The 18,646-nt window shown below is 69.2% G+C and carries 17 protein-coding genes and 1 pseudogene; 15 read left to right on the top strand and 3 right to left on the bottom strand.

Annotated features, from left to right (window positions below; translation table 11 throughout):
- The first annotated feature begins 2 nt into the window (after positions 1-2).
- The 9 genes from coaD to ftsY all read left to right on the top strand — a co-directional run bounded on the left by coaD (position 3) and on the right by ftsY (position 8,630).
- Positions 3-512, top strand: coding sequence for a pantetheine-phosphate adenylyltransferase (coaD, locus tag FS885_RS00975; RefSeq protein ID WP_144743093.1), 510 nt, complete (start codon positions 3-5; stop codon positions 510-512).
- A 57-nt stretch (positions 513-569) separates the two neighbouring features.
- Positions 570-1,070 carry an ATP synthase subunit B family protein gene (locus FS885_RS00970; protein ID WP_144743091.1) on the top strand — a complete coding sequence of 167 codons (501 nt, stop codon included), beginning with the start codon at positions 570-572 and terminating at the stop codon, positions 1,068-1,070.
- A 1-nt stretch (position 1,071) separates the two neighbouring features.
- Positions 1,072-1,626, top strand: coding sequence for a YceD family protein (locus tag FS885_RS00965; protein WP_144743089.1), 555 nt, complete (start codon positions 1,072-1,074; stop codon positions 1,624-1,626).
- Positions 1,627-1,777: 151 nt separating this feature from the next.
- Positions 1,778-1,957, top strand: coding sequence for a 50S ribosomal protein L32 (gene rpmF, locus FS885_RS00960; RefSeq protein ID WP_019128440.1), 180 nt, complete (start codon positions 1,778-1,780; stop codon positions 1,955-1,957).
- Between the two features lie 122 nt (positions 1,958-2,079).
- Complete coding sequence (plsX, locus tag FS885_RS00955; RefSeq protein ID WP_144743087.1) at positions 2,080-3,102, top strand: phosphate acyltransferase PlsX; 1,023 nt, start codon at positions 2,080-2,082, stop codon at positions 3,100-3,102.
- A gap of 106 nt (positions 3,103-3,208) precedes the next feature.
- Positions 3,209-3,451 (top strand): acyl carrier protein, encoded by a 243-nt coding sequence (locus tag FS885_RS00950; protein WP_144743086.1) that lies wholly within the window; start codon positions 3,209-3,211, stop codon positions 3,449-3,451.
- 5 nt (positions 3,452-3,456) lie between these two features.
- Positions 3,457-4,176: a ribonuclease III gene (rnc, locus tag FS885_RS00945; RefSeq protein ID WP_144743084.1), complete on the top strand. Its 720-nt coding sequence runs from the start codon at positions 3,457-3,459 to the stop codon at positions 4,174-4,176.
- A gap of 5 nt (positions 4,177-4,181) precedes the next feature.
- The gene (smc, locus tag FS885_RS00940) at positions 4,182-7,715 is read left to right on the top strand and encodes a chromosome segregation protein SMC (protein ID WP_144743082.1); all 3,534 of its coding nucleotides are present in this window, start codon (positions 4,182-4,184) and stop codon (positions 7,713-7,715) included.
- Positions 7,716-8,630 (top strand): signal recognition particle-docking protein FtsY, encoded by a 915-nt coding sequence (ftsY, locus tag FS885_RS00935; protein WP_144743080.1) that lies wholly within the window; start codon positions 7,716-7,718, stop codon positions 8,628-8,630. It begins immediately after the preceding gene.
- Here the strand turns inward: ftsY and FS885_RS00930 are convergent, their stop codons facing one another.
- Positions 8,631-9,896 carry a hypothetical protein gene (locus FS885_RS00930; RefSeq protein ID WP_186365715.1) on the bottom strand — a complete coding sequence of 422 codons (1,266 nt, stop codon included), beginning with the start codon at positions 9,894-9,896 and terminating at the stop codon, positions 8,631-8,633.
- Between the two features lie 361 nt (positions 9,897-10,257).
- Between FS885_RS00930 and ffh the strand changes: the two genes are divergently transcribed.
- Complete coding sequence (gene ffh, locus FS885_RS00925; RefSeq protein WP_144743078.1) at positions 10,258-11,736, top strand: signal recognition particle protein; 1,479 nt, start codon at positions 10,258-10,260, stop codon at positions 11,734-11,736.
- Positions 11,737-11,757: 21 nt separating this feature from the next.
- A complete protein-coding gene (locus FS885_RS00920) occupies positions 11,758-12,684 on the top strand; it encodes an AEC family transporter (RefSeq protein WP_144743076.1) in 927 nt (308 codons plus the stop codon).
- A gap of 20 nt (positions 12,685-12,704) precedes the next feature.
- On the opposite strand, the gene FS885_RS00915 is transcribed toward FS885_RS00920, so the two are convergent.
- On the bottom strand, positions 12,705-13,523 hold the full coding sequence (locus FS885_RS00915; protein WP_144743074.1) for a MerR family transcriptional regulator: 819 nt from the start codon (positions 13,521-13,523) through the stop codon (positions 12,705-12,707).
- A 96-nt stretch (positions 13,524-13,619) separates the two neighbouring features.
- Between FS885_RS00915 and FS885_RS00910 the strand changes: the two genes are divergently transcribed.
- The 4 genes and pseudogenes from FS885_RS00910 (at position 13,620) to FS885_RS00895 (ending at position 17,007) form a co-directional block, all read left to right on the top strand.
- Entirely contained in the window at positions 13,620-14,315 is a 696-nt protein-coding gene (locus FS885_RS00910; protein WP_246060681.1) for a YitT family protein, read from the top strand.
- 117 nt (positions 14,316-14,432) lie between these two features.
- Positions 14,433-15,281 (top strand): thymidylate synthase, encoded by an 849-nt coding sequence (gene thyA / locus FS885_RS00905; RefSeq protein ID WP_144743072.1) that lies wholly within the window; start codon positions 14,433-14,435, stop codon positions 15,279-15,281.
- A gap of 228 nt (positions 15,282-15,509) precedes the next feature.
- Positions 15,510-16,010 (top strand): annotated as a pseudogene (locus FS885_RS00900) (dihydrofolate reductase); the annotation flags it as partial.
- Between the two features lie 100 nt (positions 16,011-16,110).
- Complete coding sequence (locus FS885_RS00895; protein ID WP_144743068.1) at positions 16,111-17,007, top strand: TrmH family RNA methyltransferase; 897 nt, start codon at positions 16,111-16,113, stop codon at positions 17,005-17,007.
- Between the two features lie 112 nt (positions 17,008-17,119).
- Here FS885_RS00895 and FS885_RS00890 read toward each other — a convergent pair whose 3' ends face one another.
- Positions 17,120-18,553, bottom strand: coding sequence for an MATE family efflux transporter (locus FS885_RS00890; protein WP_144743066.1), 1,434 nt, complete (start codon positions 18,551-18,553; stop codon positions 17,120-17,122).
- Positions 18,554-18,646: the final 93 nt, after the last annotated feature.

Below are 18,646 nucleotides of genomic sequence, written 5' to 3'. Positions count from 1 at the left end.
CCATGGCAGACAGGATAGAGCACGTGCTCGTGCCGGGCACCTTCGACCCCATCACCTTCGGCCACGTCGACGTCGTGCGCCGGGCGAGCCGCATCTGCCCGCGCGTGACCGTCGCCGTCGCCGCGTCGCTCGGCAAGAACGGCGTGGGCACCACCTTCACGCTCGACGAGCGCGTGGAGCTCGCCCGCGAGGCGCTTTCCGCCTACGATGACCTGTCCAAAGTCGAGGTCCGGCCGTTCACGGGGCTGCTTGTGGACTTCGCCCGCGAGGTGGGCGCCGGCGCGGTCGTCAAGGGCCTGCGCGCGATGACCGACTTCGAGTACGAGCTCCAGCAGGCTGACCTGAACTATCGGTTGGATGCCGAGCTCGAGTCGATCTTCGTCATGAGCTCCCCGCAGTACGGCTACCTCTCGTCCTCGGTGGTGCGCCAGATCGCGTCGTTTGGTGGAGATGTGTCGGAATTCGTCCCCGAGAACGTGGTCCGCGCGCTCAAGCGCCGCTTCGCCTCGTAGCCGGGGTACCATGTGGTACCATGACAGATTGACACGTACCCTACGAGAGGAGATCCGATGCCGGGCGAGAACTTTCCGGGCGACAGAATCGTGAGCCTGGTCGAGGAGCTCGAAGCCCTCATCGAGGAGGCCAAGCCGCCGTTCGGCAAGAACGCGCAGTTCAAGGTCATCGAGGCCGACGTCTTCTACAACATCCTCGACGAGATCCGCATGAGCTACCCCGACGAGTGGCAGAAGTCCCGCCGCATCCTGAAGGAACGCGACGAGCTGCTCGCCTCGGCGACCGCCCAGGCGGACTCCATCATCGCCGACGCCCAGCAGCAGGCCCTGACCATCGCCGGCGAGCAGGAGATCGTCCGCCTCGCCCAGCAGCAGGCAGACGACATCCGCGACCGCGCCCAGCAGTACGAGCGCGAGACCCGATACGCCGCCGAGGACTACGCCGAGCAGGTCTTCACGCATCTCGAGGAGAACCTGAAGAGCCTCACCAACACCGTCGCCCGCTGCCGCCAGCAGCTCAACGAGGGCGCCAACAACGCCCAGAACGGTGCCTGGTAACATGGCGCTCTTCGAAGCGGTGCGCATCCCGCTCGCCGACCACCTCGAGAACCCCGGTGACAGCTACCCGCTCGCGGGCACCATCGACGCCGTCTCCTACCGGGTGGGCGACAAGGAGTTCGCGCTGCCCCACGGCGTCTCCTACGACGTCGTGCTCACGCACACCGGCGACGGCGTGCTCGTGACGGGTATCGTCCGCGCGGAGGCCGTCGGCCAGTGCGATCTGTGCCTCGACCCGGCGCACCTCGACATCGCGAGCGAGATCGAGGAGTACTACCTCTTCGACGAGCCCGACGACCCCGAGGCGTTCGAGGACGGCTTCGACGTCATCGGCCCCGAGCGCACGCTCGACCTCGCCGAGGCGATCTCGGACGCCGTGGTGCTCGACACGCCGTTCGTGGTGCTGTGCAAGCCCGACTGCGCGGGGCTGTGCCCCACGTGCGGCTGCAACCTCAACCGCGAGCAGTGCGATTGCGCCGAGCGCGCCCGCGAGGAGCGCGCCCAGGCCGACGACAACCCCTTCGCGGCGCTGAAGGGCCTCAAGTTCGACGATTAGGGCGCGCCTGCACCCCGCCATGTGCGGAAATCCTGCATGTTCTATGGTCGAGCCCATCGCAGGAAATAACTTCTGTACATCCTTGCAGGTGGTATGCTAATATCACTGCTTGCGCGTATTCACGCTGTACGTAGATATAAGGAAGGTCATCATGCCAGTACCCAAGCAAAAGCAGGGCCGCATCCGCACGCATAACCGTCGCTCGGCCAACATGAAGATCGACGCCCCCTCCCGCTCCACCTGCCCGCGCTGCGGTGCCGTGAAGCTCCCGCATCACGTGTGCCCCAACTGCGGCTACTACAAGGACCGTGAGGTCATCGTCACCGAGTAGCGCCGCGGCGCACGGTGACGCCTCGGGTAGCACCGCAGGCGATGGGAAGCGGCTGGGCCGTTTCAAGGATCGATGAGGCCGGCTCGCGAGTCGGCCTTTTCACTATCTCAAGGAGTTTCGCGATGAGTGAGGTCCGTGTTGCCGTCGACGTGATGGGCGGGGACGAGGAGCCCCAGGTCGTCCTCGACGGCATCCTGGCGGCGGTCGCCGCCGACCCCGAGCTGACGGTGCTCGCCGTCGGCCCCGAGGAGCTGGTCGTCCCCTTCGCGGAGGCGCACGACCGCGTCGAGCCGCTCGCGGCACCCGACGTCATCGAGATGGGCGACGACCCCATCAAGGCCGTGATGTCCAAGCGCAAGTCGTCGATCGTCGTCGCCTGCCGCGCCATCAAGAAGGGCTCCGCCCAGGGCTTCTTCTCCGCCGGCGCCACCGGTGCCGTCACCGCGGCCGCCACGGCCTACGTCACGCCGTTCAAGTACGAGGAGGACGGCGAGCAGCACCCCATCCGCCCCTGCATCACCACGGCGGTCCCCAACCGCAAGGGCGCGCTCACGGTCTTCTGCGACATGGGCGCGAACCCCGATGTGGAGCCGGGCGACATGCTGCGGTTCGCCCAGATGGGCGCTGCCTACGCGCGCGTGGTCTGCGGCATCGCCGCCCCACGCATCGGCCTGCTCTCCAACGGCACCGAGGACTCCAAGGGCTCGCACTTCACCAAGGAGTGCTTCAAGCTCATGAAGGGGCGCCTCGAGGGCTTCGCGGGCAACTGCGAGGGGAGCGACCTCGTCTCGGGCGACTATGACGTCGTGGTCGCCGACGGGTTTTCCGGAAACGTCGCCCTGAAGGCCACCGAGGGCTGCGCGAAGTTCCTCTTCTCCGAGCTCAAGGGCGCCCTTCTGGGCTCGCTCAAGGGCAAGCTCGCAGCGCTTCTGCTCAAGGACGAGCTTTCCGCGCTCAAGGCCAAGCTCTCGGGCGACGCCAAGGGCGGCGCGATCCTTCTGGGCCTCAAGGGCGTCGTGCTCATCGGGCACGGCGCGACCTCCGTCGAGGCCGTGAAGAACGGCACGCTCGCCACGGCCGAGGCCGTGCGCGCCGGGCTCATCGAGGGCGTGACGGCGGCCGTCGACTCCATCGTCGTGAAATAGGGACCGCCTGCGCCTCGCCCCCGGCATTCGCCGCTCCCGCTTCATGGGCTGCGGCGTTTACGGGTAGAATCGAGGGGTGGCATAGCAAGCACCGGAAGGAGCAACCATGGACCGTAGCGAGATCTTCGAGAAGGTCGCCGACATCGCGAGCGACGTGCTCGGCATCAACGCGGACGAGATCACCGAAAAGACCACCTTCGACGACCTCGACGCCGATTCGCTCGATCGCCTGCAGCTCGTCACCGCCTTCGAGGACGAGTTCGATATCGAGATGGACGAGGAGCGCCTGCTCGCCATCAACTCCGTGGCCGACGCGATCGACGCCATCGAGGCCACGCAGGAGGCATAGCCAGCGTGCCGACATCAGAGCGGCTCGCCCGCGCCGAGAAGATCTGCGGGCACGAGTTCAACGACAAGAAGCTGCTGCGCACGGCGCTCACGCACCCTTCGGCGGTGGAGGGCGAGCCGGTGGGCTCGTCCTACGAGCGCCTCGAGTTTTTGGGGGACTCGATCCTGGGCTCGATCGTGGCCCTCGCGCTCTTCCGCAGCTACCCCGACCTCGACGAGGGTAAGCTCACGCGCCTCAAGGTCTCGCTCGTGGCGGGCTCCACGCTCTCGGAGGTCGCCCACGAGCTCGGTATCGACGAGTGCATCATCTTCGGCGCCTCAGAGACCGGCACCGGCGCGCGCGGGCTGCACTCCGCGCTCGAGAACGTCTACGAGTCGCTCGTGGGGGCGCTCTTTTTGGACGGCGGGCGCGAGGTCGCCGAGCGCTTCATCATGGACACGCTCAAGCCGCATCTGGCCACCGAGCGCGCCGAGCGGCCCTCGAACCCCAAGTCGTACCTCCAGGAATGCGTCCAGGGGGACCGCATGGAGCCGCCGGTCTACAAGCTGGTCGACACGAGCGGTCCCGCGCATGCGCCCACCTTCACGGCAGTCGTGATGGTCGACGGCGTGCGCCAGGGCAGGGGCAGCGGTCCCTCGAAGAAGGAGGCCGAGGCGGCGGCCGCCCAGGATGCGCTCGCGCGCCTGGGCTACATCGACACGGACTCCCAAGGAAGGCACGGGTAGGGGGCATGTACCTCAAGTCACTCACGCTCAAGGGCTTCAAGTCGTTCGCCGATCGCGCCCACATGACCTTCGAGCCCGGCCTCACGGTCATCGTCGGCCCCAACGGCTCGGGCAAGTCGAACATCTCCGACGCGATTCTCTGGGTACTCGGCGAGCAGAGCGCCAAGCAGCTGCGCGGCCAGGCCATGGAGGACGTCATCTTCTCGGGCTCCTCTGCGCGCCAGCCGGTAGGTGTCGCCGAGGTCACGCTCGTGCTCGACAACGCCGACCACGTGCTGCCCGTCGACTTCGACGAGGTGGCCATCACGCGGCGCATGTATCGCTCCGGCGAGAGCGAGTACCTTATCAACTCCAGCCCCTGCCGCCTCATGGACATCCAGGACATCCTGCACGACTCGGGTCTCGGCAAGGACACCCACTCGATCATCAGCCAGGGCAAGCTCGACTCCATCCTGCAGAGCCGCCCCGAGGAGCGCCGCGTCCTCATCGAGGAGGCCGCCGGCATCTCCAAGCACAAGCGCCGCAAGGAGCGCGCGGTGCGCAAGATCCGCTCCATGGACGAGCACCTCACGCGCGCCCGCGACATCAGCCGCGAGATCACGCGCCAGCTCCGCCCGCTCGAGCGCCAGGTGAACCGCGCCCGCAAGCACCGCGACCTCACCGAGCGCGCAGGCGAGCTCACGCGCATCCTCGCCGTCGACGAGCTGAGGCGCCTCCAGAAGGAGTGGGCGGCGCTCGAGCACGAGGCCAAGGAGCGCGACGCCGCGCTCGAGCTCTCGCGCTACCGCCTGGGCGAGAAGGAGCGCGAGCTCGAGAAGCTGCAGGTCATGCTCGAGGAGAAGGGTCTGTTCGTGGGTGACCTCGGCGAGCAGCGCCGCCGCATGCAGGATATCATGGGCCGCCTCGGCTCGGACATGCGCCTGCTCGAGGAGAAGGGCCACAACATGGTGACCCGCCTCTCCGAGATGCGCGGCACCCTCTCGTCGTCCGAGCACCAGCGCCGGCGCGTCGCCGAGGAGCTCGAGGACGCCCGCCGGCAGCTCGACGAGGTCAGAGCCGCGCTCGACGTCGCCGACGCCGACGTGGCGCGCCTGGAGCCCGCCGCCGACGAGCTGCACGCCCGCCGTGTCGAGCTCGACGAGGCCATCGGCCGGCTCACGCGCGACCAGCGCGAGGCCCAGCGCCGCGCCGACGACGCGACCCTCGAGCTCGCCCGCGTGCGCGAGTCCCTCGCGAACGCCGAGGTCGAGGACTCCATGTACGCCTCGCGCCTGGAGCAGATCGACGACGCGCTCGAGAACGTCGAGGCCTCCCTCGAGCAGCGCCGCCTGCATGCCGAGGAGATCGACGCCCGCATCGAGCAGGCGACATCCGAGCGCGCCGAGGCGAGCGAGGCCATCGATACCGCGACGCGCGCCCTGGACGGGCTGCGCGGGCGGGAAGCCGAGGCACGCGAGCGCCTGGGCGAGGTCCGCTCCGAGCTCGGGAGCCTCCGCAAGCTCGACGCGCGCCTCGCCGACGCGTCGCCCTTGGCGGCGCGCATCGCCGAGGACAACGCCTCCGCCGTCGACGCGCGGCTCGGCGACGTCATCGAGGCGCCGACCGAGCTCGAGGGCCTGGTTGAGCAGCTGCTCGGCGGCGACATCGACGCGCTCGTGATGGGCTCCCGGGCCTCCACGCTCGAGGCTGGCTCCCAGGCGCTTTCCGCCGAGGACGTCTCGGGCGAGGCCACGCTCGTCTCGCGCGACGTCCGCGCGCCCAAGGCCGCCGACGCCGCGGGGACGCGCCTCGTGGAGCTGCTGCAGGTCCGCGATGGGTACGCCGACGCGGTCGCGAGCATGCTCGGCCACATCCACCTCGTCGACTCGCTCGAGGAGGCGCTCGCCTCCCCGGCGGTGCCCGGCGTGGTCTACGTCACGCGCGACGGCGCCCGCGTCCGCGACGGCGGCGTGGTGCGGCTCGGCCGCGCCCAGGACGAGCAGGCCGGCTCACTCGAGCGCAAGCGCCGCATCCGCGAGCTCGAGGGCATGGAGCCCGACCTCTCGACGCTCTTCGACCGCCTGGTCGCCCAGGTCGCCGAGGCCCAGGAGGCCGTGGAGGCCGCGCGCGCGGGTGAGCGCGACATCGCCGGCGACCTCGCGCGCCTCGAGGGCGAGCGCACCTCCGTTCGCGAGGAGATCGGCCGCCTGGAGCAGTCCATCGCGACGTCTACCGCCGAGCGGGCGCGCATCGCCAAGCGCCGCGAGATGGCAGCCGAGAACGCCCGCGCCGCCGCCCCGCGCGCCGAGGAGCTCGAGCGCACCCGCGACGAGGCCCGTGCCGCGGCGGGCGAGCGCGCCCAGGAGATCGCCGACGCGACCGACGAGCTCGACCGGCTCCGCCGCGAGGACGCCGAGGCGGCCTCCGAGCTCGGCGACGCCCGCGTGCGCCGCGCCCAGGCCGCGGAGCGCTTGAAGTCGCTCCAGGCGCGCGTGCCCGAGCTCGAGCGCAGGCTCGAGGGGATCGACCGCCGCATCCGCGCGACGACGCAGGCATCGCGTTCGCTCGAGGTCCTGAGACTGCGCGTCGACCCGCTGCACGACCGCTACGCCGCGCTCTCCGAATGCGCCGCCGCGTGGGCCGCCCGCCTGCGCGACCAGGCGTCCATCGAGGAGGCCGACTCGGCATCGCTCAAGAAGACCATCGAGGACGCCAAGGCGCAGGTCGCGCGCGCCAAGGAGGAGGTCGACCTCGCGGTCGCCGCGCAAAGCGAGCTCAAGGTCGCCCGTGGCAAGCTCGAGGTCCAGGTCGAGAGCGCGGTGTCCGCCATCACCGCCGACGGCACCACGGTGCTCGAGGAGGCGCTCACCCTGCCCGCGCCCGAGGACCGTGAGGCGGCCGAGCGCGAGCTCGCCGACCTCGTGCGCCAGATCAACAACCTCGGCCCCGTGAACCAGGTGGCCATGGGGGAGTACGACCGCCTGCGCGAGCGCGCCGACTACATCGAGGAGCAGCTCGCCGACCTCGAGCGCGCCCGCAAGGCGCTCACCAAGATCATCGCCGCCATCGACCGCAAGATGCGCACGGCCTTCCTCACGACGTTCGAGAAGGTCGACGCGAACTTCCGCGAGATCTTCGGCATGCTGTTCCCGGGCGGCCAGGCCCATCTCGAGATGACCGACCCCGAGCATCCCGCCGAGACCGGCATCGAGGTCGTGGCGCAGCCGCGCGGCAAGCGCATCACCAAGATGATGCTCATGAGCGGCGGCGAGAAGAGCCTCACCGCGCTCGCGCTGCTCTTCGCCGTCTACCGCACCCGCACGGTGCCCTTCTACGTGCTCGACGAGGTCGAGGCCGCGCTCGACGACTCCAACCTCTCGAAGCTCCTCGACGCCATCGACGTGCTGCGCCACCGCACGCAGCTGCTCGTGGTGTCGCACCAGCGCCGCACCATGGAGGACGCCGACGTCCTCTACGGCGTATCCATGCAGGCCGACGGCGTGAGCCGCGTGGTCAGCCAGAGACTCGATCGTGCAACCGGAAAGGTCGTGAACGCGTAAATGGGACTCTTCGACGCACTCTCCCGCGGGCTCGAGCGGAGCCGCGAGGCCCTGAACGAGATCTTCTACTTCGGCGGCGAGGTGGACGAGAGCTTCTGGGAGGAGCTCGAGGACACGCTCGTCATGGGCGACATGGGCGCCGAGATCTCGATGCAGGTCACCGACGACCTGCGCGACCTCGCCGCGCGCAAGAACCTCACCACCGCCGACCAACTGCGCCGCGCGCTCGCCGACCGGCTCGAGGAGTACTTCACCGAGCCCGCGAGCGACTTCTTCCTCGACACGCCCTCCTGCGTGCTCTTCGTGGGCATCAACGGCGCGGGCAAGACCACCACGGTGGGCAAGATCGCGAGCGCCGCGCACGAGGCGGGCAAGCGCGTCGTCATCGGGTCCGCCGACACGTTCCGCGCCGCGGCCATCGAGCAGCTCGACGTCTGGGGCGAGCGCGCCGGCGTGCCCGTGGTCAAGCGCGACCGCGGCTCGGACCCCGCGAGCGTGTGCTACGACGTCCTCGACCAGGCCGACGCGCAGGGTGCCGACCTCGTGCTCATCGACACGGCGGGGCGCCTCCACACCTCGGCCGAGCTCATGCGCGAGCTCGCCAAGGTGGTCAACGTGACCCGCAAGCGCGCCGAGAGGTGCGCCTCCGGCCCCATGCCCGTGCGCGTCGTCCTCGTGATCGACGCCGGCACCGGCCAGAACGGGCTCTCGCAGGCGCTCGAGTTCAACGAGGCGCTGGGGCTCGACGGCATCATCATGACCAAACTCGACGGCACCGCCAAGGGCGGCATCGCGCTCGCGGTGGCGGCCAAGCTCAAGCTCCCCATCCTGCGCATCGGCGTGGGCGAGCGCATTGAGGATTTGCAGGAGTTCGACGCGCACGACTTCTGCCGCGCGCTCGTGGGCGCCGCGTAGCTAGCGGCGCCGCGCCCGGGCGAGCCAGTCCCACATCCTGGTGCCGTGCGCGTCGGCGCACTGGTCGTTGAAGAAGTAGACCCATGCCTCGTGGCCGTCGGGGAACACGTGGCCGGCCGAGGGCCCGTGGAGGATCCGCGCGTCGTCGAAGATCGAGGCGTGGAGGTCCGTCGCCCCCGCCTTCTCGAGGCGGCAAAGCGTCGGGTCCTCGTTCAGGCGCGGATCGACCACGACGTCCGCGCGCGTGTAGACGAACCAAAGCGGCAGCTCGCGTATCGAGGCGAGCATCGCGTCCGTGATGCCGGCGTCCCGGTACGCCTCGCAGATGGGGAAGGCTGCGGCGAAGAAGCCGGGCCGCTCGAACGCGAGGTCCAAGGTGAGGAAGCCGCCGTTCGAGCAGCCGCCCACGAGGACGCGGTCCGGGTCGATGTCAGCATGCGCGGCGATATGGGCGTCGATGAGCTCGAGCACCGCGCGCTTCCAGACGGAGGGCAGGCCGGGGTTGCCGAGCGGGCCGTCCGCGCCCATGCCCTCGTATTCGAGCCAGAAGCCGTCGCACTGGGGGATGAGCACGTGGGTGCCGCCGAGCGCCGTCTGGAAGGGCTTCTCGACAAGCGCGGTGCACCTCGTGTCGAAGACGGCCATGGACACGTCGGTCCCGCCGCCGCCCGCCCCATGGAGCCAGACGACGAGCGGGTGGCGTTCGCCGTCGGCGGCGGGGGAGTGGGCGGCGAAAGCGAGCGCGCGGCCATCCGATGCCGTGAACGTCCCGGTCGCGAAGGCGTCCATGACGGGGGCGTACCGGTTGGCGATGAGGTCGTCGGTCGCGACCTCGAGCGCGTCGATGGGCGCGCCGTCCGCGAAGGCGAGCCGCGCCGCGCCCGCGAGCTCGACTATGAGCTCGTACGGATCGCTCCAGAAGTTCATGCTCAGCGAGTCGCGCCAGACCTTGCAGCCGCCGTCGTCCACGCCGACGGCCATTGCTAGCGTGACGTAGCGCGAATCGCCGGCGAGGCGCCTGCCCTGCGCGTCGCTCGGGTAGGCGTCAACGACGGTGCGCTCGTGCTCGACGATGCCGATGCCGTCCGCGTCGGCAGCGTCGTCGACGTAATCCTGGCGGCGGTCACGCACGCGAAACGCGCGCGCGTCGAGCGTGCGGGCCGCGACCGCGGCACCGAAGTCGATGACGGTCGCGGTGACGGCCGGCCCCCAGTCGAAGCCCTCGACGACGATGGTCTGGGTCGCGTTGACGACATGCGCTGCCATGTTTGCCTCCTTGAGTCTCCGCGAGCGCAGGGTGCGGGCGCTCCCGGGGTTCCCTTCGGATGGTAGTGCTGCGTCGCCCGCGCGTCGCCGGGAGCGGAAGGGCTCCGGTGGGCGGCCCCCGTGCGTCCGCAGACGGTTCATGTCGCCTTCGGGTACGATGGCCGAAACCCCTCAACGACCCCGCTCCCTGCGGTACAATCAACCCATCTGAGTATCAGCCGCGAGTACGGATTCCCGCTTTGGGCTGGCTGCCCGCGCAGTCCATCGTGAGTTCCGCGGCCGCGCAGCGGCGAGGACTGTCTGAGCAGGGGACTGCGCGGGCAGCCAGCCCATCTTGTGCGGTAACCCGATAGGAGCCCCCATGTTCAACAACCTCTCCGACCGTCTGAACGACACCTTCGACCGCCTGCGCGGCAAGGGCAAGCTCACCGAGGCCGACATCACGACCGCGATGCGCGACATCCGCATGGCGCTGCTCGAGGCGGACGTCAACTACAAGGTCGTGAAGGATTTCGTCGCCAAGACGCGCGAGCGCTGCCTCACGGCCGAGGTCATGGAGTCGCTCACGCCCGCGCAGAACGTCGTGAAGATCGTCCTCGACGAGCTCGTCGAGCTCCTCGGCTCCACCGAGAGCAAGCTCGTGCTCTCGAACCGCATCCCCAACGTCATCATGCTGGTGGGCCTGCAGGGCTCCGGTAAGACCACCGCGGCCGCCAAGCTCGCCTACCTCCTGAAGAAGCAGGGCAAGTCGCCGCTGCTCGCGGCCTGCGACGTCTACCGTCCCGCCGCCGCCGACCAGCTCGCCACCCTCGGCGGCGAGATCGGCGTGCCGGTCTTCCGCGGCGACGGCGCGCATCCCATCGAGATCGCCCAGGGCGCCGTGCGCGAGGCCGTCGACAAGATGCGCGACGTGGTCATCGTTGACACCGCGGGGCGCCTGCAGATCGACGAGCAGATGATGCAGGAGGCCGTCGACATCAAGCGCGCGGTCAAGCCCGACCAGGTGCTCATGGTCGTCGACGCCATGACCGGCCAGGACATCGTCAACGTGGTCTCGACCTTCGCCGAGCGCACGGACTTCGACGGCGTCATCATCTCCAAGCTCGACGGCGACGCCCGCGGCGGCGGCGCGCTCTCCGTCCGCGCCGTGACCGGCAAGCCCATCAAGTTCGTGTCGATGGGCGAGAAGCCCGACTCGCTCGAGGTCTTCAGCCCCGACCGCATGGCCAAGCGCATCCTCGGCATGGGCGACGTGGTGGGCATCATCGAGAAGGCCCAGGAGGCCGCCAACGCCGAGCAGCTCGAGGCTGCCGAGCGCATGCTCCGTGACGGCCTGACCATGAACGACCTCTTGGAGCAGATGCGCATGCTCAGGAAGATGGGCGGCATGAAGTCGCTCATCGGGATGCTTCCCGGCGGCCAGCGCATGCTCAACCAGATGGGCGGCAACTTCGACGAGTCCATGCTCGACAAGATCGAGGCCATGATCCAGTCAATGACCGCCAAGGAGCGCCTGAAGCCCTCGATGATCAACGGGCAGCGGCGCGCGCGCATCGCCCGCGGTTCCGGCACCACGCCCACCGACGTCAACAACCTCATGAAGCAGTGGGGCGAGATGAACAAGATGATGGGCAAGATGCGCTCCATGACCCAGCAGCAGGGCGGCAAGAAGGGGAAGAAGGGCAAGAAGGGCAAGCGGATGCGCATGCCCGGCATGCCTGGCATGCCCGGAATGCCCGGGATGCCCGGTATGGGCGGCGGCAACCCCTTCGGCGGCATGGGCGCAGGCTCCGAGATGGACATGCTCCGCGCCATGGAGCAGCAGATGAAGCGCAAGTAGGCGCTCCGTTCGGGGGGAGACATGTTGGGGATCGCAGGCGCGCTCGACAGCATGGTCGCGCTCGTCATCGTGTCGCTGCTCGGCTACGTGGCGGCTCGCCTGGGCTACCTGTCCGGGCCCGTGCGCGACGGCGTCTCGGGCCTCGTCTTCAACATCACCCTGCCCTGCACCATCCTCGACGCCGCCGCGCAGGCCGACCGCTCGCTCGGCGGGGCGCAGGTGGCGAGAGGCCTTGTCCTGGGGCTCGCGTTCTTCTTCATCATGCTCGCCGCGAGCTGGCTCATCATCCAGGTGATGCGCCTGCCTGCACGGGAACGCCCGCTCTACCTGTTCATGGGGACCTTCACCAACATCGTCTTCGCGGGCTTTCCGGTCATCGAGGCACTCTACGGCAGCGACGCCGTCTTTCTGGGGAGCATCGTCTTCGCGGTGTTCAACCTGCTCTTCTACAGCCTGGGCGTCATGCTCGTCACCGCGGGCGCCGAGGGCGGCGCCGTCGATTACAGCCGCATCCTGAGCGCGCCCCTCGCGGCGAGCGCGGTCGCCATGGCGCTCTTCCTGCTCGATGTCCACCTGCCCGCGTTCGCTGCCGAGGCCTGCGGGCTCGCCGGCAGCGCCACGTCGCCGTTGGGTATGATGCTCGTGGGCGTGGCCATCGCCGAGTCGGATCTCGGCGACGTGCTGCACGAGCGCCGGCTCTACCTCTTCGAGGCCCTGCGCTTCATCTTCCTGCCCCTCGCGCTCTTCGCGCTGCTGCGCCTCGCGGGCGTGGACGGCGTGCTCACCGGCGTGCTCACCGTGCTGCTCGCGATGCCCGTCGGCTCGATCGCGCCGGCGGTCGCCTCGGCGTACGGAATCGACGCGAACCTTCCCGCGCGCGGCATCGTGGTCACGACCGTCTGCTCGTTCGCTACGTTTCCGCTGCTCGCGCTCCTGCTCACCCTCTAGGCTCACGCCATGTCCGGCGCCTATGCCAGGGGCACCTCGACGCGCGTGACGAACTCCTCCTCGCGCGCGGTGTCGCGGTTGTCGATCTCGTAGATCTCGAAGGGGGCCGCGTCCTCGCAGAGGCCCTCGCGTCCCCGTGCCCGCGCGAGCGCGGAGAGGGCGCTGGCGTCCTGGCTGTAGGGGCCGCGGTAGCGGTAGGTGAGGTACCCGCCCGCCGGTAGCTCGAAATCGCAGGGCACGCTTTCATCGTCCACGACGAAGAACACCGACTCGAAGACGTCGGCGCGGCCGGCGGCGAGCGCCTCGCGGTCGAAGAACGCGCCGACGGTCATCGTGCCCAGAAGCGGCAGCTGCGTGTCGTAGCGGCGGTGCAGGCGCGATATGAAGAGGTCCATCTCCTCGTCGCGCTCGAGCCTTCCCGAGAGCCGCACGCACCGCCGTGCGGGCAGCTCGCACGCGATGACCTCGCCGGTCGCAGCGGCCTGGGCGGCATCGAGCCGGGCGCGCCGCTCGGTGAGCGCCGCCGCCCGCTCGCGGAGGCTCGATATCTGCTTCTCGATGAGGTCGATCTCGTCGGCGAGGAGTTGCTCCGTGCTCGCGAGTTCCTGGTGGTCGAGGTAGTAGCCGATGGCCTCCATGCCGAGCCCCAGGCTCCTGAGCTCCTTGATGCTCGCGAGCTTGTACATGTCGGAGAGGCTGTAGATCCGGTAGCCGTTGGCGGCCCGCGCCGGCGCGATGATGCCGAGCCGCTCGTAGTAGCGCAGCGAGTCGATGCCGATCCCGAAAAGCCGCGAGACCTCGCTGATGGTGTAGCTGTCCTTGATGCGCGTGCGCTCCATGCTTTCTCCATGCCCGTCGCTTGACCCTGGTACCGTACCAGAGTTTACCCTAGGGAAGCGAATGGAAACGATACGGCGCAAGATGGAGTGGGAACGATGCTCGCCGAGCTAGCGATGAAGATGCAACGGAAGGCCAAGGACACCCTCGAGCAGGCGTCGCCGCGCGCGCTCGCGAGGCGCTCTTTGACCATCGCGCTCGGCTGCGCGATCCTCACGTTCGGCATGCACAACATCCACCAGGTCGTGGGCATCACCGAGGGCGGCGTCCTCGGCGGCATCCTGCTGCTCAACCACTGGTTCGGCATTGACGCCTCTATCGCCTCGCCCGTGCTCGACGCCGTCTGCTACCTCGTGGGGCTCTTCGTGCTCGGCGCCGGCTTCCTCGGCTGGTCCGCCGTCTCGAGCGTGCTCCTCGCGCTGTTCTACGCCCTCTGGGAGAGCCTGCCGCACCTGCTGCCCGACCTCTCGGCCCATCCGCTCGTCGCGGCCATCCTGGGCGGCATGTTCGTCGGCGTGGGCGCGGGCCTCGTGGTGCGCTGCAACGCGTCGGCGGGCGGCGACGACGCGCTCGCCCTCTCGATCAACAAGCTCACCGGGCTCAAGCTCGCGCGCTGCTACCTGTTCACGGACCTCACCGTGCTTGTGCTCTCGCTCTCCTACATCCCCATCACCAAGATCGCGTTCTCGCTCGTGACGGTGTTCATCTCGTCGCCGCTCATCGATTTCGTGGTCGGCCTCGGCAAGGGCTCTGACGCGGTGCCGGACGACGAGGAGGAGCTCGCCCGCGCCTAGGTGCCCGCTCTGCCGCCGTTTCGTGTTCTCTATGGCCGTGCCGGCGCCGCGGGGCGCGCCGGCGCCCGCTCGCCTACAATGGATGCGTTCGATTCGGACTGCGAGACGGGAGCGCGCATGAGCAAGGCAGACCAGCTCTTCGTGAAGATGTGCACGGACATCCTCGACCACGGCACCACGACCGAGGGCGAGAAGGTGCGGCCGCGCTGGGAGGACGGCACGCCCGCCTACACCATCAAGAACTTCGGCGTGACCGCCCGCTACGACCTGCGCGAGGAGTTCCCCGCGCTCACGCTGCGCCGCACGGCGCTCAAGAGCGCGATGGACGAGATCCTGTGGATATACCAGCGGAAGTCGAACAACATCCACGACCTCAACAGCCACATCTGGGACGAGTGGGCCGACGAGACCGGTTCTATCGGTAAGGCCTACGGCTACCAGATCGCGCAGAAGTCGCACTACCCGGAGGGCGACTTCGACCAGATGGACCGCGTGCTCTTTGACCTCACGCATACGCCGTACTCGCGCCGCATCATGACGAACATGTACACCTTCGCCGACCTCCACGAGATGCACCTCTATCCGTGCGCCTACAGCGTGACCTACAACGTCACGCACGCGGAGGGCGACGAGCGGCCCACCCTCAACATGGTGCTCATGCAGCGCAGCCAGGACATCCTCGCGGCGAACAACTGGAACGTGTGCCAGTACGCGATCCTGCTCATGATGGTCGCCCAGAGCACGGGGATGGTCGCCGGCGAGCTTCTGCACGTGATCGTGGACGCGCACATCTACGACCGGCATGTGGACATCGTGCGCGAGCTCATCGCCCGCCCGCAGTTCCCGGCACCCAAGGTCTCGCTCAACCCCGCGGTCACGGACTTCTACGACTTCACGACCGACGACCTCATCGTCGAGGACTACCAGCACGGGCCCCAGGTGAAGGGGATCCCGATCGCCGTGTAGGCCGCGGGCGGGGTCGCTGGCGGGGGCCTGGTTCGCGGGGTTCCCGGGCGAGCGCGACGTTCGTTGCGGAATTCGGTGCGAGATTTCGGCGTCAGCTGAAAGACCCGGTTCCCGCTCGAGTAAAACCGCAGGTCGCAAACGCGCGGCAATGCGCTATCGTAGATGCGCGCGAACGTTCGCACCGAATACCGCAACGAGCGCGCGCAAGCAGGAGTGAGAGGGGTATCGATGGACCTCAAGGCCATCGTCGCGGTATGCGACGACTGGGGGATCGGTCTCGACGGCGGCATGGTCGTCGAGAACCGCGCCGACATGCGCCATTTCGTGGCGTGCACCAAGGGCCATGCGGTCATCATGGGCCGCAAGACCCTCGAGAGCTTTCCCGGCGGCCGCCCGCTCAAGGACCGCCGCAACGTCGTGCTCACGCGCGACGCGTCGTTCGCGCGCGCCGGCGTCGAGGCCGTCCGCTCCGTGGACGAGGCGCTCGCCGCCGTCGCGGGGGAGGACGAGGCCTGGGTCATCGGCGGCGCGGAGGTCTACCGGCAGCTGCTGCCCTTCTGCTCGGAAGCCGTCGTGACGAGAAACCGCTGCGAGCGCCCCGCGGACACCTTCTTCCCGAACCTCGACGACGACCCTGCCTGGCATATCGCCGCGCGCGACGGCGGCCACGTGGTCGCCGAGGGCGAGGGCGATGCGGGCGTGGCGTACGAGTTCGTGACCTACGAGCGCACGGGCGATGCGCGCCGCGGCGACGCGAGCGTCCCGCTCGATGCGGCGGCCGACCCCATCTCGGGGGCCGCGGGCGTCGTTTCGGATGCGGTGTCCTAGCATGTACGAGGTCATCCGCATCGACAGCCTGGGCGACGAGCGCCTGGACGCGTACACGCGGCTCACCGAGCGCGAGCTCAGGAGCGTCCTCGAGCCGGAGAAGGGGATCTTCATCGCCGAGAGCCTGAAGGTCATCGAGCGGGCGGCGGACGCCGGCATGGAGCCGGTGAGCTTCCTTCTGGGCGAGCGGTGGCTCGAGCCGCTCACGCCCCTGCTCGAGACCCTGGACGTGCCGGAGCCGGTCCCGGTGTTCGTGGCGCCGATGGAGCTCATGGAGCGGCTGACCGGCTTTACGGTCACGCGCGGGGCGCTCGCCGCCTGCCGCCGGCCGCGGCTGCCGGACGCGGGGTCGTTCCTCGAGGGGCTCGTGGCGCGCGAAGACGGGCGCCCGGTGCGCGTCTGCGTGCTCGAGGGCATCGTCGACCACACGAACGTCGGGGCGATCTTCAGGTCCGCGGCGGCCCTGAACGTCGACGGCGTGCTCGTGAGCCCCACCTGCTGCGACCCGCTCTACCGCCGCGCCGTGCGCGTCTCGATGGGCACGGTCTTCCAGGTGCCCTGGACGCGCATCGGCAGCGAGGCGCGCCGCTGGCCCCAAGACGGGCTCGAGACCCTCCATGACGCGGGGTTCACCTGCGCCGCCCTCGCGCTCACCGACGACTCGGTGTCGCTCGACGACCCTGAGCTCGTGGCGCACGAGCGCCTCGCCCTCTTCATGGGGACCGAGGGTGCGGGGCTTACCCCGCGCACGATAGCCGGCGCCGACATCGCGGTGAGGATCCCCATGGCGAACGGCGTCGACTCGCTGAACGTCGCCGCCGCCTCGGCCGTGGCCTTCTGGCAGCTCTGCCCCCATGCCTCGAACGCCTACCATTACCGTCCGGGGCGCTACGCATAAAAAGGGTTCGCACGCCCAGCGGGAACGGCTCCGCCGCGCGCGGTTCGCGCCGGCTTTCCGCGCTCGGCCGCGCGACCGGCGGCGGCCCCGGCCCCGGCCCCGGCGCCCCGCGCTAGAGCTCGACCTCCTGGTGCCCCTCGCGCGCGTGCGTCGCGGCCTCGAGGCGCGCCGCCCTGCGCTCGGCGTGGCGCAGCCAGTGGCCCCAGTGGTGGTAGCCCACGAACAGGCAGGCCGAGAGAATCCAGGTGACCGGGTAGACCATGAGCATGGTCTCGATCGTGTGGTGCAGCGGCACCACGGAGAGCAGCCAGATGATGCGGAAGACGACGGTGCCCAGGATGGTGAGCAGCATCGGCCGCAGGCTCTCGCCCGACCCGCGGATCGCGCCCGAGGTGTTGTCGACGATGGAGTAGAACACGTAGAACGGCGCGATGAAGTGGATCATCGTCGTGGTGTAGCCGGTCACCGCCGCGTCGTCGATGAACAGGCGAGCGAGCGGCTCCACGAACGCGACGAGGAACGCCGAGATGCTGCCCACGAGCACGACCGTGATGAAGAGCGAGGTGTGGTAGCCCCGGCGCATGCGGTCGTAGTCGCGCGCCCCGAAGTTCTGCGCGGCGAACGTGGTGACGGACACCCCGAGCGCCTCGGTGACCATCCAGATCATGGCGTCGAGGCGCCCCGAGAGGCCCCAGCCCGTCACGGCGTCCGAGCCGAAGGTGTTGACCGTCGACTGCAGGATGATGTTCGAGATGGAGTAGACCGAGGACTGGATGGCGAGGGGAAGCCCCGTGGCGACCATGCTCCTCAAGATCCTGGTGTCGAAGCCCAGGCGCCTGAGGTCGAGCCGCCACGCGCCCTCGGCGCGCGTGAGCCGGCGCACGATGAGGGCGGCGTTCACGAAGAGGGTCGTCGCGGTGGCGATGCCGCAGCCCATGGCCTCGAGGTGCAGCACGGCGACGAAGACGACGTCGAGCGCGGCGTTGATCACGCAGCCGCTCGCGATGATGAGGGCGGGGGTGCGCGTGTCGCCCACGGAGCGCAGGAGCGCCGAGCCCATGTTGAGCGTGAGCGAGAACACCATGCCGACGGCGTAGCAGCGCGCGTAGGGGACCGCCTCGGGCATGAGGTCGGCAGGGGTCCCCATGAGGGCAAGCACCTGCGGGATGAAGAGCGCGCCCGCGACGGAGACGGCCGCGCCGAGCGCCAGCGCGAGCGTCATGGCGGTGTGTATGGAGCGCGCGAGCCGCTCGTCGTCGTGGCTGCCGAAGAACTGGCCCGATATGACGGCGCAGCCCGCGCCGAGCCCCACCGAGAAGCCCACGGCGAGCTCGAAGAGCGATGCGGTCGCCTGCACGCCGCCGAGCGCGAGCTTGCCGCCGAACTGCCCCAGGATGAAGGTGTTGATGAGCGCGTGGGCCTGCTGGAAGAACGAGCTGAAGAAGATGGGCACGCACAGCAGCAGGAGCTGCCGCCAGATCACGCCGTGGGTCACGTCGAGCGATGCCGCCCCCGCATGCCGGGCGGAGCGCCTTCCAAACGCCATGCGAGCTCCTTCCCCTGTGCTCGAAGATGTCTGATTAGCCCCTTGTGCGCTGGGTATCCTCTAACCATTATGAACGTACGGAATGGAGTTGTT

Origin of the sequence: Enorma burkinafasonensis (assembly GCF_902150035.1) — a bacterium.
GTDB classification, from domain to species: Bacteria; Actinomycetota; Coriobacteriia; order Coriobacteriales; family Coriobacteriaceae; genus Enorma; species Enorma burkinafasonensis.
Note: the sequence above shows the minus strand (reverse complement) of the source record. Positions and strands in the feature narration are given on the sequence as shown.

What these genes read in the sequence shown, in the direction of transcription:
- plsX (WP_144743087.1), top strand. Translation starts at nt 2,080, where the DNA reads ATGAGTGAGGTCCGTGTTGCCGTCGACGTGATGGGCGGGGACGAGGAG.
- FS885_RS00895 (WP_144743068.1), top strand. Translation starts at nt 16,111, where the DNA reads ATGTACGAGGTCATCCGCATCGACAGCCTGGGCGACGAGCGCCTGGAC.
- ftsY (WP_144743080.1), top strand. Translation starts at nt 7,716, where the DNA reads ATGGGACTCTTCGACGCACTCTCCCGCGGGCTCGAGCGGAGCCGCGAG.
- FS885_RS00915 (WP_144743074.1), bottom strand. Translation starts at nt 13,523, where the DNA reads ATGGAGCGCACGCGCATCAAGGACAGCTACACCATCAGCGAGGTCTCG.
- rpmF (WP_019128440.1), top strand. Translation starts at nt 1,778, where the DNA reads ATGCCAGTACCCAAGCAAAAGCAGGGCCGCATCCGCACGCATAACCGT.
- FS885_RS00890 (WP_144743066.1), bottom strand. Translation starts at nt 18,553, where the DNA reads ATGGCGTTTGGAAGGCGCTCCGCCCGGCATGCGGGGGCGGCATCGCTC.
- thyA (WP_144743072.1), top strand. Translation starts at nt 14,433, where the DNA reads ATGAGCAAGGCAGACCAGCTCTTCGTGAAGATGTGCACGGACATCCTC.
- smc (WP_144743082.1), top strand. Translation starts at nt 4,182, where the DNA reads ATGTACCTCAAGTCACTCACGCTCAAGGGCTTCAAGTCGTTCGCCGAT.
- FS885_RS00950 (WP_144743086.1), top strand. Translation starts at nt 3,209, where the DNA reads ATGGACCGTAGCGAGATCTTCGAGAAGGTCGCCGACATCGCGAGCGAC.
- FS885_RS00930 (WP_186365715.1), bottom strand. Translation starts at nt 9,896, where the DNA reads ATGGCAGCGCATGTCGTCAACGCGACCCAGACCATCGTCGTCGAGGGC.
- ffh (WP_144743078.1), top strand. Translation starts at nt 10,258, where the DNA reads ATGTTCAACAACCTCTCCGACCGTCTGAACGACACCTTCGACCGCCTG.
- FS885_RS00910 (WP_246060681.1), top strand. Translation starts at nt 13,620, where the DNA reads ATGCTCGCCGAGCTAGCGATGAAGATGCAACGGAAGGCCAAGGACACC.
- FS885_RS00965 (WP_144743089.1), top strand. Translation starts at nt 1,072, where the DNA reads ATGGCGCTCTTCGAAGCGGTGCGCATCCCGCTCGCCGACCACCTCGAG.
- FS885_RS00970 (WP_144743091.1), top strand. Translation starts at nt 570, where the DNA reads ATGCCGGGCGAGAACTTTCCGGGCGACAGAATCGTGAGCCTGGTCGAG.
- FS885_RS00920 (WP_144743076.1), top strand. Translation starts at nt 11,758, where the DNA reads ATGTTGGGGATCGCAGGCGCGCTCGACAGCATGGTCGCGCTCGTCATC.
- coaD (WP_144743093.1), top strand. Translation starts at nt 3, where the DNA reads ATGGCAGACAGGATAGAGCACGTGCTCGTGCCGGGCACCTTCGACCCC.